The sequence below is a fragment of the Geodermatophilus sp. URMC 63 genome (genome assembly GCF_053502565.1).
The window spans coordinates 620,735-637,146 of record NZ_CP199956.1 but is presented as its reverse complement, the minus strand read 5'-3'; the positions used below and the strand labels follow the sequence as shown (position 1 = coordinate 637,146).

13 protein-coding genes are annotated in these 16,412 nt (G+C 75.3%); 10 read left to right on the top strand and 3 right to left on the bottom strand.

Features of this window, described 5'->3' with window-relative positions; translation table 11 throughout:
• Positions 1-143: 143 nt before the first annotated feature.
• From ACWIZO_RS02995 to ACWIZO_RS02950, 10 genes are all read left to right on the top strand, one after another.
• The gene (locus ACWIZO_RS02995; protein WP_448641067.1) at positions 144-1,202 is read left to right on the top strand and encodes a BMP family lipoprotein; all 1,059 of its coding nucleotides are present in this window, start codon (positions 144-146) and stop codon (positions 1,200-1,202) included.
• Between the two features lie 242 nt (positions 1,203-1,444).
• Positions 1,445-3,082 carry an ABC transporter ATP-binding protein gene (locus ACWIZO_RS02990; RefSeq protein WP_448641066.1) on the top strand — a complete coding sequence of 546 codons (1,638 nt, stop codon included), beginning with the start codon at positions 1,445-1,447 and terminating at the stop codon, positions 3,080-3,082.
• Complete coding sequence (locus ACWIZO_RS02985; protein ID WP_448641065.1) at positions 3,079-4,320, top strand: ABC transporter permease; 1,242 nt, start codon at positions 3,079-3,081, stop codon at positions 4,318-4,320. The genes ACWIZO_RS02990 and ACWIZO_RS02985 overlap by 4 nt, the downstream gene beginning before the upstream one ends.
• Positions 4,317-5,603 (top strand): ABC transporter permease, encoded by a 1,287-nt coding sequence (locus tag ACWIZO_RS02980; RefSeq protein WP_448641064.1) that lies wholly within the window; start codon positions 4,317-4,319, stop codon positions 5,601-5,603. The genes ACWIZO_RS02985 and ACWIZO_RS02980 overlap by 4 nt, the downstream gene beginning before the upstream one ends.
• The gene (locus ACWIZO_RS02975) at positions 5,603-6,007 is read left to right on the top strand and encodes a cytidine deaminase (RefSeq protein ID WP_448641063.1); all 405 of its coding nucleotides are present in this window, start codon (positions 5,603-5,605) and stop codon (positions 6,005-6,007) included. The genes ACWIZO_RS02980 and ACWIZO_RS02975 overlap by 1 nt, the downstream gene beginning before the upstream one ends.
• The gene (locus tag ACWIZO_RS02970; RefSeq protein WP_448641062.1) at positions 6,004-7,290 is read left to right on the top strand and encodes a thymidine phosphorylase; all 1,287 of its coding nucleotides are present in this window, start codon (positions 6,004-6,006) and stop codon (positions 7,288-7,290) included. Before ACWIZO_RS02975 ends, ACWIZO_RS02970 begins: the two co-directional genes overlap by 4 nt.
• A gap of 139 nt (positions 7,291-7,429) precedes the next feature.
• Complete coding sequence (locus ACWIZO_RS02965; RefSeq protein ID WP_448641061.1) at positions 7,430-8,335, top strand: ABC transporter ATP-binding protein; 906 nt, start codon at positions 7,430-7,432, stop codon at positions 8,333-8,335.
• A complete protein-coding gene (locus tag ACWIZO_RS02960; protein WP_448641060.1) occupies positions 8,332-9,135 on the top strand; it encodes an ABC transporter permease in 804 nt (267 codons plus the stop codon). Before ACWIZO_RS02965 ends, ACWIZO_RS02960 begins: the two co-directional genes overlap by 4 nt.
• Positions 9,136-9,247: 112 nt before the next feature.
• Complete coding sequence (locus ACWIZO_RS02955; RefSeq protein WP_448641059.1) at positions 9,248-10,324, top strand: adenosine deaminase; 1,077 nt, start codon at positions 9,248-9,250, stop codon at positions 10,322-10,324.
• Positions 10,325-10,598: 274 nt separating this feature from the next.
• Positions 10,599-12,107, top strand: coding sequence for a DEAD/DEAH box helicase (locus tag ACWIZO_RS02950; RefSeq protein WP_448641058.1), 1,509 nt, complete (start codon positions 10,599-10,601; stop codon positions 12,105-12,107).
• Between the two features lie 258 nt (positions 12,108-12,365).
• Here ACWIZO_RS02950 and ACWIZO_RS02945 read toward each other — a convergent pair whose 3' ends face one another.
• The 3 genes from ACWIZO_RS02945 to ACWIZO_RS02935 form a co-directional block, all read right to left on the bottom strand.
• Positions 12,366-13,871: a hypothetical protein gene (locus ACWIZO_RS02945; RefSeq protein ID WP_448641057.1), complete on the bottom strand. Its 1,506-nt coding sequence runs from the start codon at positions 13,869-13,871 to the stop codon at positions 12,366-12,368.
• A gap of 228 nt (positions 13,872-14,099) precedes the next feature.
• Positions 14,100-14,966 (bottom strand): aldehyde dehydrogenase family protein, encoded by an 867-nt coding sequence (locus tag ACWIZO_RS02940; protein WP_448641056.1) that lies wholly within the window; start codon positions 14,964-14,966, stop codon positions 14,100-14,102.
• Positions 14,966-16,411, bottom strand: a complete 1,446-nt coding sequence (locus ACWIZO_RS02935) for an aldehyde dehydrogenase family protein (RefSeq protein ID WP_448641055.1) — start codon at positions 16,409-16,411, stop codon at positions 14,966-14,968. The genes ACWIZO_RS02940 and ACWIZO_RS02935 overlap by 1 nt, the downstream gene beginning before the upstream one ends.
• Between the last annotated feature and the right edge of the window lies 1 nt (position 16,412).

Below are 16,412 nucleotides of genomic sequence, written 5' to 3'. Positions count from 1 at the left end.
CGCCGTCCGCGGTTAGCGTGCCCGAGTCGGCGCGTCCGGCGCCCCCGGCCGCGCCGGGTGCAACCCGGACGCGACGGACCAGGACCCCACGGGAGGCACCCCCACCGTTGGCGCGGGTGGCTCCCCCCAGAGAGGAGAGCGTCTTGCGCCGAGCGCGGAAGAGAAAGGTCGCGGCGCTGCTGCTGGCCGGCAGCATGGCCCTGGCCGCCTGTGCCAGCGACGAGTCCGGCAGCGGCAGCGGGAGCGGCGGCAGCGGGGACGAGAGCGGCGGGCCGCGCATCGGCCTGGCCTTCGACACCGGCGGCCGCGGTGACCGCTCCTTCAACGACGCCGCGATCGTCGGCCTCGAGGCCGCCGTCGACGAGCACGGCGGCGAGTACCAGGACCTCACCCCGAACGCCGACGCCTCCAACCGCGCCGACCTGCTGACCCAGCTGGCCGACGACGGCTACGACCCGATCATCGCGGTCGGCTTCGCCTACGGCGAGGTCATCGGCGACGTCGTCGAGCAGTACCCCGACACCACCTTCGCGATCATCGACTCCTCCGCGGAGGACGTCGGCGCCGACAACCTGACCGGCCTGGTCTTCGCCGAGGAGCAGGGGTCCTTCCTCGCCGGCGTCGCCGCGGCGCTGAAGTCCGAGACCGGCCACATCGGCTTCGTCGGCGGCGTGGAGAGCCCGCTGATCCAGAAGTTCGAGGCCGGCTACGTGGCCGGTGCCCAGGCGGTGAACCCGCAGATCGTCATCGACCGGCAGTACATCTCGCCGGCCGGGGACTTCTCCGGCTTCAGCGACCCGGCCCGCGGCAAGCTGGTCGCCCAGGGCATGTACGAGGCCGGCGCCGACATCGTCTACCACGCGGCGGGCGGCTCGGGTCAGGGCGTGTTCGAGGCGGCCGCCGACGCCGGCGGGCGCGCCATCGGCGTCGACTCCGACCAGTACCAGACCGTCGACGACCCGCGGCTGCAGGCCGTGATCATGACCTCGATGCTCAAGCGGGTCGACACCGCGGTGTCGTCGTTCATCGACTCCTACGTCGACGACAGCGTCGAGGGTGGCACCGACATCCGCTACGACCTGGCGGCCGACGGCGTCGGCCTGGCCACCTCCGGCGGGCAGATCGACGACATCCAGGACCAGCTCGACGACTACCGCCAGCGGATCATCGACGGCGAGATCGAGGTCCCGACCACCCCGTGACACCCGCCGGCCACCCGGCCGGCTGATCGGGCACCACCACGGGCCCGGGGGAGCAGCAGCACCCCCGGGCCCGCTGCCGTCACCGGGCGGGTCCTCGCGCGTCCTCGCCGTCGGGGAGGATGCCGACGCGCCGTCCGGCACCGGCGCACGGCACCGGGTGCGGTCGATCCCGCGAACCCGGTGCACCACAGTGGACGCGAGCCCGCGCACCCGCGGGACGCGAGGACAGGGAAGGGCCCACCATGGCCACACCAGGGACGCCCACGGCGGGGACGCCCGCACCCGGCAGCCCGGCCGGCGGCGCGCCGCCCGGGCCGGCCGCGGACGGCGGCGCGGACGGCGCCGGGGGCAGGACCGCGCCCCTGGCCGTCGAGCTGCGCGGCATCACCAAGCGCTTCCCCGGCGTGGTCGCCAACCGCGACATCGAGCTGCGCGTCCGCCGCGGCGAGGTGCACGCCATCGTGGGCGAGAACGGCGCCGGCAAGTCGACGCTGATGAAGACCCTCTACGGCGAGCACCGCCCCGACGAGGGTCAGATCCTGCTCGACGGCCGCGAGGTGTCCTTCCGCAGCCCGGCCGACGCGATCGCCGCCGGCATCGGCATGGTGCACCAGCACTTCATGCTGGCCGACAACTTCACCGTCCTGGAGAACGTCGTCCTGGGCAGCGAGCCGACCCGGGGCGGCCGGCTCGACCGCGCCACCGCCCGCCGCCGGATCACCGAGATCTCCGAGCGCTACGGCCTGGGCCTGCGCCCCGACGACCTGGTGGAGGACCTCGGCGTCGGCGACCGGCAGCGGGTCGAGATCGCCAAGGTGCTCTACCGCGACGCCCGCATCCTCATCCTCGACGAGCCGACCGCCGTCCTCGTCCCGCAGGAGGTCGACGAGCTGTTCGGCAACCTCGCCGAGCTCAAGCGCGAGGGCCTGACGGTCGTGTTCATCTCCCACAAGCTCGACGAGGTGCGGAAGGTCGCCGACGCGATCACCGTCATCCGCCGCGGCACCACCGTCGGCACCGCCGACCCGAGGACGACGACCGCCCGTCAGCTCGCCGAGATGATGGTCGGCAGCGAGCTGCCCTCGCCGGAGATCCGCACCTCGACGGTCCGGGAGACGCCGGTGCTGCAGCTGCGCGAGGTCACCGTCGCCGCACCCACCGGCCGCCCGCCGGTCGACGACGTCAGCCTCACCGTCCGCGAGGGCGAGGTCGTCGGCATCGCCGGCGTCGAGGGCAACGGCCAGGCCGAGCTCGTCGACGCCGTCATGGGGCTGCGCCCGCTGGCCGCCGGCACCGTGCTGCTCGGCGACGACGACATCACCGCGTGGAGCACCCGGGCCCGCCGCGAGGCCGGCCTGGGCTTCATCCCCGAGGACCGGCACCGCCAGGGCATGCTGCTCGACGCCCCGCTGTGGGAGAACCGCATCCTCGGCCACCAGACCCGCCCCCCGGCGGTCAAGGGACCCTTCATCGACCGCCGCGGCGCCCGCGCCGACACCGAGCGGATCATGCGCGAGTACGACGTCCGCGCCCCCGGGCCGGACACGCTCGCCGTCGCGCTGTCCGGCGGCAACCAGCAGAAGCTGATCGTCGGCCGGGAGATGAGCGCGCGGCCGCGGCTGCTGCTGGCCGCGCACCCCACCCGCGGCGTCGACGTCGGCGCGCAGGGGGCCATCTGGCGGCTGCTCGAGGACGCCCGCGCGGAGGGGATGGGGATCCTGCTGGTCTCGGCCGACCTCGACGAGCTCATCGGCCTGTCGGACACCCTGCATGTCATGCTGCGCGGCCGGCTGGTGGCCACCCTTGACCCGTCGGCGGTGACCCCCGAGGAGCTCGGCGGCCACATGACCGGCGCCCGGACGACGGCGGGTGCGGCGTGATCGTCCTCCGCCGGGTCGGCCTCGCGCTGTTCGCGCCGGTCCTCGCCGTCGTCGTCGCGGTCGTCCTCTCCTCGGCGGTCATGGCCGCGCTGCAGGTCGACCCGGTCCGGGTGTTCGCGGTGATGGTCGACTTCGGCGACACCCCGAGCCAGCAGATGACCGCCGTGGTCGTCGTCCTCAACCGGGCGGTGCCGCTGTTCCTCGCCGGCCTCGCCGTGGCGATCGCGTTCCGCATGGGCCTGTTCAACATCGGCGTCGAGGGCCAGTACCGGCTGGCCACCGTCCTCGCCGCCGGCGTCGGCGCCGCCGTCGCCCTGCCCGGGCCGCTGCACGTGCTGCTGATCATCGTCGTGGCGATGGCCGTGGCCGCGATCTGGGCGGCCGTCGTCGCCGTCCTCAAGGTGACCCGCGGGGTCAGCGAGGTGATCAGCTCGATCATGCTCAACGTCATCGCGCTGGGCATCGCGTCGTTCCTGCTCACCGGCCCGCTGCGGGGCAGTGCCGAGGGCGCCTCGATCATCAGCACCGCCGAGATCCCCGAGTCGGGGTGGATGCCCAGCCTCAACGGCGTCTTCGGCGCCCTGGGCCTGGCGAACCCGCCGCGGCAGCTCTACGGCTTCCTGCTGGTGGCGGTCGTCGTCGGTGTCGCCGTCGCGGTGCTGCTCAACCGCACCCGCTTCGGCTTCGACCTGCGGGCGGCGGGACTGTCGCCGTCGGCGGCCAGCGCCAGCGGCGTCGACTCCCGCGGCATGGTGGTCAAGACGATGCTGCTCTCGGGCGCGGTCGCGGGGCTGATCGGCATGCCCGACCTGCTCGGCTCGACGCACGCCTACACCACCGACTTCACCGCCGGGCTGGGCTTCCTCGGCATCGCCGTCGCCCTGCTCGGCCGCAACAAACCGATCGGCATCGCGTTCGGCGCGCTGCTGTTCGCCTTCCTCGACCGGGCGCTGGTCCCGCTGCAGATCCAGGACTTCCCGGCCTCGGTCGTGACGATCATCCAGGGCACGATCGTGCTCGCCGTCGTCGTCGCCAACGAGGTCGCCCGCCGGGTGGCCCGCCGCTCGGCCGAACGCGGGTCGGCCCCGGCCGCCGCGGTCGCCGGCGACGGCAGCACCGGGCCGGGGCAGAGCACCGGCGGCGTCGGGGCGCCGACCGGCGAGGGCACCGGCGCGGGCGTCAGCACGTCCACCGGTGCCGGACAGCGCACCGACGAGCGGCAGGAGACCGGGGCATGAGCGCCGTCGCAGCCCCTCCCGGCAGCGGGACCCGCTCCGGCCGCGGCCCGCTGACCGACCTGCTCACCGGCGGCGGCCGGGCCCGGCGGCTGACCTGGCTGCTGCTGGGCATCCTGCTGCTGGTCTCGGTGGTGCGCATGGTCAGCGGCCAGGACGCGCTGACCAGCTCCTCGACCATCGCCGCGGCGCTGCTGCTCGCGGTGCCCATCGGCCTGGCCGCGCTCGGCGGGCTGTTCGCCGAGCGCGCGGGCGTGGTCAACATCGGCCTCGACGGGATGATGGTGCTGGGCACCTGGGGGGCCGGGTTCGCCGGCTACCAGTGGGGCTGGGGCGCCGCCGTCCTCGGCGGATTGGTGTTCGGCGCGGTCGGCGGGCTGCTGCACGCGGTGGCCACGGTGACCTTCGGCGTCGACCACGTCGTCTCCGGTGTGGCGATCAACATCCTCGCCGGCGGCATCGTGCGGTTCCTCTCCGAGCTGCTCTACACCGACAACGCGGCCGGTGGCGGCGTCACCCAGTCCCCGCCGGTGAAGGGCGACCCGCCCACGTTCTCCGTCCCGGTGCTCTCGTCCGGGCCGGACCTGCTCGGGTCGCTGGAGAGCCGGCACTGGTTCCTGGTCAGCGACCTCGCCGGCATCCTGCGCGGACTGACCAGCGGCGTCGGCCTGCTCACCCTCGTCGCCGTGCTGCTGGTGCCGGCGTCCTACCTGCTGCTGTGGCGGACGGCGTTCGGCCTGCGGCTGCGCTCGTGCGGTGAGAACCCGGCCGCCGCCGACTCGCTGGGCGTGCCGGTCTACCGGCTGAAGTACGTCGCGGTCCTCGTCTCCGGCGCGCTGGCCGGCCTGGGCGGGGTCTTCCTGGTGTTCATCGCCGGCATCTACCGCGAGGGGCAGGTCAACGGGCGCGGGTTCATCGGCCTCGCGGCGCTGATCTTCGGCAACTGGCGGCCCGGCGGGCTCGCCGCCGGAGCCGCCCTGTTCGGGTTCACCGACGCCCTGCAGCTGCGCAGCCGCTCCGCCGTCGTCGCGCTGTTCCTGCTGGTGGCGATCCTGCTCGCGGTCATCGCGGTGGTGCAGGCGCTGCGCGGCCGGCTGCTGCCCGCGGGCATCGCCGCGGTCGTCGCGGCGGCCTCGCTGGTCGGGTTCCTCACCGTCGACGAGCTGCCGCCGGGCCTGGTGTCGTTCACCCCGCACCTGACCACGTTGCTGGTGCTGTCGCTGGCCTCCCAGCGGCTGCGGATGCCCAAGGCCGACGGGCTGGTCTACCGACGAGGGGAGCACTAGTGCAGGACGTGGACTGGGCGGCGCTGAGGAGCGCCGCCCGGGAGGCGATGACGCACGCCTACGCGCCGTACTCGCGCTTCCCCGTCGGCGTGGCCGGGCTGGTCGACGACGGCCGGGTGGTCACCGGCTGCAACGTCGAGAACGCCAGCTACGGCCTGGGCCTGTGCGCCGAGTGCGGGATGGTCAGCGACCTGGCCCGCACCGGCGGCGGCCGGCTGGTGGCCGTGGCCTGCGTCGGCGGGGACGGGCAGCCGCTCATGCCCTGCGGACGCTGCCGGCAGCTGCTGTGGGAGCACGGCGGCGCCGACATGCTCCTCGAGACCGTGTCGCTGGGCATCGTGCCGATGCGCGAGGTGCTGCCCGACGCGTTCGGCCCCGACGACCTGGTGCGGGCCGCCCGGTGACCCTCGACGTCATCGACGCCATCGACGTCATCCGCGCCAAGCGCGACGGCGGGACGCTCACCGAGGAGCAGATCCGCTGGGTGGTCGACGCCTACACCCGCGGCGTGGTGGCCGACGAGCAGGTCAGCGCACTGCTCATGGCGGTGTTCTTCCGCGGCATGTCGCCGGGCGAGCTCGCCGCCTGGACACAGGCGATGATCGACTCCGGCGAGCGCAAGGACCTCTCCGTGCTGGGCCGGCCGACCGCCGACAAGCACTCCACCGGTGGCGTCGGCGACAAGACCACGCTGCCGCTGGCACCGCTGGTCGCCGCGTGCGGGGTGGCGGTGCCGCAGCTGTCCGGCCGCGGCCTCGGGCACACCGGCGGCACGCTGGACAAGCTAGAGTCGATCCCCGGCTGGCGCGCGGACGTGCACGAGGAGGCCTACCTGGCGCAGCTGCGCGACGTCGGCGCGGTCATCTGCGCGGCCGGTGCGGACCTGGCGCCGGCGGACAAGAAGCTCTACGCACTGCGCGATGTCACCGGCACCGTGGAGTCGATCCCGCTGATCGCCAGCTCGATCATGAGCAAGAAGATCGCCGAGGGCGCCGACGCGCTGGTGCTCGACGTCAAGACCGGGTCGGGCGCGTTCATGAAGGACCCCGCGTCCTCCCGCGAGCTGGCCCGCACGATGGTCGGCCTGGGCGAGGCGGCCGGCGTGCACACCGTGGCCCTGGTGACGGCGATGGACCGGCCGCTGGGCCGCGCCGCGGGCAACGCCGTCGAGGTCGCCGAGTCGGTGGAGGTGCTCGCCGGCGGCGGCCCGGCCGACGTCGTCGAGCTGACCCTGGCGCTGGCGGGGGAGATGCTCGCCGGCGTCGGACGTGACGACGTCGACCCGGCCGACACCCTCCGCGACGGCCGGGCCATGGACGTGTGGCGCCGGATGATCGCCGCGCAGGGCGGCGACCCGGACGCCGCGCTCCCGCAGCCGGCCGAGCGGCACGTGGTGACCGCCCCCGCCACCGGCACGCTCACCCGGCTCGACGCCTACGCGCTCGGGGTCGCCGCGTGGCGGCTGGGCGCCGGCCGCGCCCGCAAGGAGGACCCGGTCTCGGCCGCGGCCGGGGTGACCTGGACGGCGACGGTGGGGGAGCAGGTCACCGCGGGCCGGCCGCTGCTGGAGCTGCACACCGACGACGCCGCCCGCATCCCGCGGGCGCTGGAGGCGCTGGAGGGCGCGATCGGCGTCGACACCGGCGACGAGCCGCTGCCCCTGGTCCTGGACCGCATCACCGTCTGAGCCCGGACCCGTCCCGCGAGATCTGCACAGTGGTGGACTCCCGGCTCCTGATGGCCGCCACTGTGCAGATCTCGCCGCGACGAGCGGGCGCCGGGGGTGCGGACCCCTCCCGGCGCGGGCAGGGGGACACTGTGTCCCCGTGAGCAGCGCGCCCGTGCCCGTGGCGGCCGACAGCCGGCCGCGACCGGGCGACCCGCTGGACCCCGACGCCGCCGTCTCCGTGCGCGGGCTGGTCAAGCGCTACGGCGACCGCGCCGCCGTCGACGGGCTGGACCTCGACATCCGCCGCGGGGAGATCTTCGCGCTGCTCGGCCCCAACGGCGCCGGCAAGACGACGACGGTCGAGGTGCTCGAGGGCTACCGCCGGCGCGACGGCGGCGCGGTGCGGGTGCTCGGCGTCGACCCGGCCCGGGGCGGGCGCCGGTGGAAGGCCGAGCTCGGCATCGTGCTGCAGAACGGCGCGGGGGACAGCCAGCTGTCGGTGCGCGAGCTGCTGGAGGCGCGGGCGTCGTACTACGCCGACCCGCGCGACCCGGCCGAGGTGCTCGAGCTGGTCGGCCTGACGGAGAAGGCCGGCGCGCGAGGGCGCACCCTGTCCGGCGGCCAGCGGCGGCGGCTCGACGTGGCGCTGGGCATCGTCGGCCGGCCGCGGCTGCTGTTCCTCGACGAGCCCACCACCGGTTTCGACCCCGAGGCCCGCCGGCAGTTCTGGGCGCTGATCCGCTCCCTGCGCGACCTGGGCACCACGATGCTGCTCACCACCCACTACCTCGACGAGGCCGAGACGCTGGCCGACCGGGTCGGCGTCCTCGCGCACGGCCAACTGGCGGAGGTCGCCGTCCCGACGGCGCTCGGCGGACGCGGCTCCGCGCCCGCCGTCGTCAGCTGGACCGAGGACGGCGTCCGGCGCACCGCCGAGACGGCGACGCCGACGGCGTTCGTCCGCGACCTCGCCGCGCGCTTCCCGGGCGAGGTGCCCGACCTGGCCGTCGCCCGGCCCACCCTCGAGGACGTGTACCTGAAGATGATCGGCGACCGCTCGTGAGCGCCCCGCCGCTGCCGTCGCTGCCGCGGGTCTACGGCACCCGGGCGCGGGTGGAGCTCAAGGAGTTCTTCCGCCAGCGCGAGTCGGTCGTGTTCACCCTCGCCTTCCCGGTGATCCTGCTGCTGGCCCTGGGCGCGGCGCTCGACTACGACCTCGGCTCGGGCGTCGACTTCCCGCAGTACTTCATGGCCGGCGTGATCACCGCGGGGATCGTCGGGGCGAGCCTGCAGAACATGGCGATCCACATCGCCGGCGAGCGCTCCGACGGGACGCTGAAGAGCCTGCGCGGCACGCCCTTGCCGGCCAGCGCCTACTTCGCCGGCAAGGTCGTGCAGGTCCTCGCCGTGGCGGTGGCGACCATCGCGCTGCTGCTCCTGGTCGGCGTGCTCGTGTACCGGGTCGACCTGCCCTCCGGGGCGGACTGGGTGACCTTCGCCTGGGTGTCGGTGCTCGGCGCCGCGGGGTGCACGCTGCTCGGCATCGCCGTCTCGACGCTGGCCCGCAACGGCCGGTCGGCGTCGGCGACGGTCACCCCGATCGCGCTGGTGCTGGAGTTCGTCTCCGGCGTCTTCGTGCCCTTGGACCAGGTGCCCGGCTGGCTGCGCGACGTCGCCTCGGTCTTCCCGGTCAAGTGGCTGGCCCAGGGCCTGCGGTCGGTGTTCCTCCCCGACGCGCTGGCCGCGCAGGAGGCGGCCGGCTCGTGGGAGCTCGGGCGGGTGGCGCTGGTCCTCGGCGCCTGGTGCGTCGCCGGCCTGGTCCTGTGCGTCCTGACCTTCCGCTGGCAGGACCGCGAGGGGTGAGGTCGCGCCGCGACCGCCCGCGGAGGCGCCTGACCCAGGCGGACACGCCGTGACGGTCGGCCACGACCGACCACTCGGCGTGGCTGCGGGCGGCGACGGCGACAATGGCCGGGTGCCCGCACCGCTCGACGCCGACTCGATCCGCCGCGCCCCCAAGGTCCTGCTGCACGACCACCTCGACGGCGGGCTGCGGCCGCAGACGGTGCTCGAGCTCGCCGACGAGACCGGCTACCGCGACCTGCCCGCCGGCGACGCGGCGGAGCTGGGCCGCTGGTTCCGGCAGGCCGCCGACTCGGGCTCGCTGGTGCGCTACCTGGAGACGTTCACGCACACCGTCGGGGTGATGCAGCGGCCGGAGGCGGTCCGGCGGGTGGCCCGCGAGTGCGCGCTCGACCTGGCCGCCGACGGCGTCGTGTACGCCGAGGTCCGCATGGCCCCCGAGTTGCTGACCGCGGGCGGGACGCCGATCGAGGAGGCCGTGGAGGCGATCCTCGACGGGTTCGCCGCCGGCAGCGCCGAGGCCGCGACCGCAGGCACCCCGATCCGCGTCGGCACGCTGCTGTGCGCCATGCGGCAGGCCGACCGCTGGGAGGAGGTCGCCGGCCTCGTCGTCCGGTACCGCGACGCCGGCGTCGTCGGCTTCGACCTCGCCGGCCCGGAGATCGGCTTCCCGCCCGACCGGCACCCCGGGGCCATCGCGCTGCTCGACCGGGCGGGGGCGCACCGCACCATCCACGCCGGGGAGGCCGCCGGCGTCGACAGCATCCGGGCCGCCCTCGACGGCGCCTCCGCCGAGCGGCTGGGTCACGGCGTGCGGATCGCCGACGAGGTGCCCGGCGAGGGCCCGCTCGGGCCGCTCGCGCAGCGGGTCCTCGACGCGCAGGTGCCGCTGGAGGTCGCGCCGTCGTCGAACGTGCAGACCGGCGCCTACCCCTCCCTGGCCGCCCACCCGGTCGGCCGGCTGCACCGCGCGGGGTTCGCGGTCACCGTCAACACCGACAACCGGCTGATGAGCGGGGTCTCGGTGACCAGCGAACTGGCCGCCGTCGCCGCCACCTGCGGCTGGGGGTGGGGCGACGTGCAGACGGTGACCGAGCGGGCGCTCGCGGCGGCGTTCGCCGACGACGCCGAGCGCGCGCGGCTGCTCGACGACGTGGTGCGGCCCGGCTTCGCGGCGCTGCGCTCCTGAGCCGCTCCCGAGCCGCTCCCGAGCCTCCTGAGCTGCGGTGACCACGGACACCGCGCTCGCCGGAATCACGAGCTGATCACCGCTGCTACCCTTGACGTACCGGCACTCGCCGGTCATCCTCCCGGACGGTCCGTCCGGGCACGAGCGCATCCGTGCAGATCCGTCGCGTCCCCGACGCCCGGGATCGCCAGTGAGGACGCCGACCCTCTCGATGGGGTGGCGCCCGCGCACCGCCACGGGACGCGCCCGAGCTGTATCGGAGTCCCACACCCGCATGTCCTCGTTCGACCCCGTCGACGCCATCGACACCCGGATCGACCCCTCGATCGACATCCCGACCACCCCCGAGCCGGCCGACGAGCCGACCGGGCCCTCCTTCGCCGCGCTGGGTCTGCCCCAGCAGCTGGTCACCGCGCTCGAGCGGCGCGGCATCCGCTCCCCGTTCGCGATCCAGGCCACCGTGCTGCCCGACGCGCTCGCCGGGCGCGACGTGCTGGGCAAGGCGGCCACCGGCTCGGGCAAGACCCTGGCCTTCGGCCTGCCGGTGCTCGCCCGCATGGGCCTCACCGCCCGCCGCGGACCGCGTGCCCCGCGGGCGCTGGTCCTCGTGCCCACCCGCGAGCTGGCGCAGCAGGTCTCGGACAACCTGGCCCCTCTCGGCCAGGCCACCGGCGTCCAGTTCGCCACCGTCTACGGCGGCGCCTCGATGTACCGCCAGATCACCCAGCTGCGCCGCGGCGTCGACGTCGTCGTCGCCACCCCCGGCCGGCTGCAGGACCTCATCGCCCAGGGCGAGGCCACCCTCGCCGAGGTGGAGGTCAGCGTCGTCGACGAGGCGGACTTCATGTCCGACCTCGGGTTCCTGCCCGTCGTGCAGGAGCTGCTCGACCAGACCCGCCCCGACGCCCAGCGGCTGCTGTTCTCGGCCACCCTGGACGGCGAGGTCGACACCCTGGTCCGCCGCTACCTCACGGACCCGGCGCGGCACGAGGTGAAGCGCCCGGGTGGCGAGGCGCCGCCGGCCGAGCACCTCGCCTACAGCATCGCCTTCCGCGACAAGGTGCCGCTGACCCAGGAGCTGGCCGCCCGTCCGGGCCGCACCATCGTCTTCGCGCGCACCCAGCTCGGCGTCGACCGGCTGACCGAGAACCTGCAGGCGGTCGGCATCAAGGCCGAGGCCATCCACGGCGGCCTGCCGCAGTCGGCGCGCCGCCGGGCGCTGGAGGCGTTCACCGACGCCCGCAGCCCCGTGCTGGTCGCCACCGACGTCGCCGCCCGCGGCATCCACGTCGACGACGTCTCGCTGGTGCTGCACTACGACCCGCCGGCCGACCACAAGACCTACCTGCACCGCTCGGGCCGCACCGCCCGCGCCGGGGCGGCCGGTGTCGTCGTCTCGCTGCTGCTGCCCGACCAGGTGGGGCAGGCCAAGCGCCGGTTCCGGCAGGCCAAGGTGGACCCGCGGGTCGACCGCGTCCGGCCCGGCGACGCCTCGATCGCCGAGCTCGTGGCCAGCGGCGTGCCGGTGGAGCCGGTCGAGCGGCCGGCGCGCGAGTCGCGCCGCCCGCACGGCGGTCCCGGCGGCCGGCGTCCGCGCCGGGACGGCGAGCGGCCGCGTCGCTCGTACGGTGAGGGCGACCGTCCCCGCCGGGACGGCGACCGCCCGCGGCGTCCCCTTGGCGAGGGTGACCGCCCGCGCCGTCCCCACGGCGACCGGTCCCGGGGCCCCGGCGAGGGCTCCCGCGGCGGGCGGCCCGACCGCCCGACGCCGGCGCGCGACTGAACGAAGGACCCCTCCGCCCCCGCACCTGGCTGACGCTCGGCGCGGGACCCTGAGGAGGGGCCGTTCCAGCACGGCACCAGCGGCCGGTCCCGGGGTCCCCGGGGCCGGCCGCTGTGCGTCCCCAGCCGGCAGGACCCCCCGGCATCGTCGTGCTCTGCCCACCACGGTGGGCAGAGCACGACGATGCCGGGGACAGGGGTCCGGGCGTCCCGCTCCACCCCGAGCGCCGACCCCGGCGCGTGGGTGGAGGGCCGGACCTCAGTGGCGGAAGACCAGCGCGCTCTCGACCTGGGTCACGACCTCGTCCCACGCGGTGCGCAGTGCGGCGGCGTCCTCGGCGGCCAGCGGCGCGCCGGGGTCGGCCTCGGCGCGGGCGACCGCGCGGCCGAGCGGCGCGCCGGGCGCGAGCAGCTCGTCGACCCGCCGCAGCCCGGCGTACTCGGCGACGTCCCGGACACCCTCGACGGGCTGGGCGAACACCCGGTGGTCGACCAGGCCGCCGGCGCCGCCGGCCACCTCGCCCAGCACCTCCGACAGCTCGGTGAGGTCGTAGCGGTCCTGCTCGGCCGGCAGCGGAAGGGTGTCGGTGTCGGCCACCTCCGGCCAGGAGGCGATCTCGGTGAGGTCGTGCCGCTCGTCGCCGGCGCAGAAGCGGGCCAGGTCCGTGGGGGTGTCGAACAGGAAGACCTCGCCGTCGCGGCCGAGGAAGCGGGCGACGTCCTCGACGTAGCAGCGCAGGGTGACCCCGGCCCCCTCGGGGACGACGATCTCCACCGGCAGGATGCCGACGGCCTCCCAGAACTCCGCCGCTGCGGCCACCGCGGCCGGCGTCGCGGTGATCCGGCTGCCGCCGCGGATGGTGCTCACGCCCGCGGTCGCGGCCTCCGCCGGGGCGGCCGCGGTCGAGCCCGCGGCCGGCCGGTTGCCCGAGCCGTCCGAGCCCAGCGCGACCGTCCGCTGCGGACCGGCGGTCGGGCCGGTGTCCTCCTCGGAGTCCTCGGAGTCCTCGGTGTCGTCCGCGGTGTCGTCCTCGTCGTCGAGGTCGTCCTCGTCCTCGGCCACCGAGGGGTAGGCCTCGAGGGTCGTGGTGCCGGCGCCGGTCCAGTCCAGGTGCGCCGCGAGCTCCTCGAGGACGTCCTCCCACAGGTCGTCGAGGGCGCCGCCCACACCGACCCAGGCGTCCTCGCCGGAGCGGCCGACGAACGCGTCCACGCCCAGGCCCAACGAGCCGATCTCGGGGCGGGCCACCAGCTCGGCCAGCGCCGGGAACTCGGTCTCCTCGTCGTCGTCCGCGGTGTCGTCGTCCGCGGTGTCGTCGTCCGCGGTGTCGGTGTCGCGGGTGACCGGCGCGGCGTCGTCCTCGTCGGGGCCGGCGCTGTCCAGGCACTCGGCCAGCCGGCTCACGATGTCGATGGTGGCCGCGAGCTCCTCCACCGCCCAGCGGTCGGGGTTCTCGGCGGCGATGTCGTAGACGCCGTCGAGGTCGTAGCGGTGGTCGTCGTCCGGGGTCAGGTCCGCGGCGCCCAGCCCGGTGACGACCGGCCACACCGGGTGGTCGGCGAGGTCGTGGTCGGTGCTGGTGCGGCAGAACGCGGCCAGCGCGGCCGGGGTGGGGAAGAGGTGGACCGTCGCCGTCTCGCCCTCGGAGGTGCCGAGGAAGGCCTGCCACTCCTCGCCGTCCTCCTCCCACGGCGGAGCCCACAGCGTGTAGCCGGTGCGGTCGTCGACGGTGAGGGCGATCGGGACGATGCTGGGCCTGGCCACGCGCCCATCCTGCCGGGTCCACCGGTGACCGCGACCCGGGGAGCCGCTGCCACGCCGCCGGTCACGCCGGGACGGGCGCGTCACGGTCGGCGTGGTGGCCGGTGAGCCACGCGTCGGTCGCGGTGAGCCGCGGCACGGGGCCGGTCACCAGTCGATCGGGTCCCAGCGGAAGGACCCTCCTGCCCCCCGCCACTCGCGAGCTCGCGGCGGGTCCCTGCAGGAGGGCCGTCAGAGCCCGATCGGGTGCCAGACCGTCTTGGTCTCCAGGAAGGCCGTCATCCGGGTGAGGCCCGGGTCGGCGGCCCAGTCCGCCTCCTCGGCCGGCGGGCGCAGCACCCGCTTGATGCTCCCGGCGGCCAGCCGCTCGAGCTCCATCGCATGGGTCGGCGGCGCGCCGGTCAGGTCGACGGCGTCGACGTCGTCGTGCTCGGCCAGCCACGGGCCCAGCTCGGCGGCGTCGCCGGTGAGCAGGTTGACCACGCCGCCGGGCACGTCGCTGGTGGCCAGCACCTCGCCGAGGGTGACGGCCGGCAGCGGCCGGTCCCGCGAGGTGACGACCACGGCGGTGTTGCCGGCGGCGAGCACCGGTGCGAGCACGCTGACCAGGCCCAGCAGCGACGAGCGCTGCGGCGCGAGGACCGCGACCACGCCGGTCGGCTCGGGCAGGGAGAAGTCGAAGAACGGCCCGGCGACCGGGTTGGCGCTGCCCAGGACCGACGCGAGCTTGTCGGTCCACCCGGCGTACCAGACCCACCGGTCGACGGCGGCGTCCACGACGGCGCGGGCGCGACCGGCCGAGACCCCCTCGCCGGCGGCCACCTCCTCGCAGAACTGCGCGTGCCGGCCCTCCATCACCTCGGCCACCCGGTAGAGCACCTGGCCGCGGTTGTAGGCGGTGGCCCCCGACCACTTCCCGAACGCCGCCCGGGCGGCGACGACGGCGTCGCGGGCGTCCTTGCGGGAGGCCTGCGCGGCGTTGGCGAGGAACGCCCCACGCGCGTCGGTGACCGGGTAGGTGCGGCCGGACTCCGAGCGCGGGAAGGCCCCGCCCAGGTAGAGCTTGGACGTCTTGCGGACGGCCAGGCGGTCGGTCATCAGGAGGACGCCCCCTTCAGGTAGGCGGCCAGGCCCTGCCGGCCGCCCTCGCGGCCATAGCCGGACTGCTTGTAGCCGCCGAAGGGCGACGTCGGGTCGAACTGGTTGAACGTGTTGGCCCACACCACGCCGGCGCGCAGCCGGTCGGCGACCGCCAGGATCCGCGAGCCCTTCTCCGTCCAGATGCCCGCCGACAGCCCGTAGGTGGTGTTGTTGGCCTTGGCCACCGCCTCGTCGGGCGTGCGGAAGGTGAGCACCGACAGCACCGGCCCGAACACCTCGTCGCGGGCGATGCGGTGGGCGGGGGAGACCCCGGTGAACACCGTCGGCGGGAACCACCAGCCGCGGTCGGGCAGCTCGCAGGCGGGCTGCCAGCGGTGCGCGCCCTCGGCCTCGCCGACGTCGGAGAGCTCCCGGATGCGGGCGAGCTGCTCGGCGGAGTTGATCGCGCCGACGTCGGTGTTCTTGTCCAGCGGGTCGCCCACCCGCAGCGTGCCGATCCGCCGCTGCAGCGAGGCGACCACCTCGTCGTGCACGTTCTCCTGGACCAGCAGCCGCGAGCCCGCGCAGCACACGTGGCCCTGGTTGAAGAAGATGCCGCGCACGATGCCCTCGACGGCCTGGTCGACCGGGGCGTCGTCGAAGACGATGTTGGCCGCCTTGCCGCCGAGCTCCAGGGTCAGCGCCTTGCGGGTGCCGGCGACGGCGCGGGCGATCGAGCGGCCCACCTCGGTCGAGCCGGTGAAGGCGACCTTGTCGACGTCCTCGTGCTCGACGACGGCCCGCCCGGTGTCGCCGGCGCCGGTCACGATGTTGACCACGCCCGGGGGCAGGTCGGCCTGCCGGCACACCTCGGCGAACAGCAGCGCCGTCAGCGGGGTGGTCTCGGCCGGCTTGAGGACGACGGTGTTGCCGGTGGCCAGCGCCGGGGCGACCTTCCAGGCCAGCATCAGCAGCGGGAAGTTCCACGGGATGACCTGGCCGGCCACCCCGTGCGGCCGCGGGTCGGGGCCCAGGCCCGCGTGGGCGAGCTTGTCGGCCCACCCCGCGTGGTGGAAGAAGTGCGCCGCGGCCAGCGGCACGTCGACGTCGCGGGACTCCCGGATCGGCTTGCCGTTGTCCAGCGACTCCAGGACGGCGAACTCGCGGGCGCGCTCCTGCAGGAGCCGGGCGATGCGGAACAGGTACTTGCCGCGGTCGGCGGGGCGCATCGGCCCCCAGACGCGGGTGAACGCGCGGCGGGCGGCCTTGACGGCGCGGTCGACGTCGGCCTCGGTGCCCACCGCGATCTCGCTGAGCACCTCCTCGGTGGCCGGGTTGACCGTCTTCATGGTCTCGCCGGAGCCGTCGACGAACTCGCCGTCGACGAACAGGCCGTAGGACGGCGCGACGTCGACGATCGAGCGGGACTCGGGGGCGGGGGCGTACTCGAAGAGCTGGCTCATG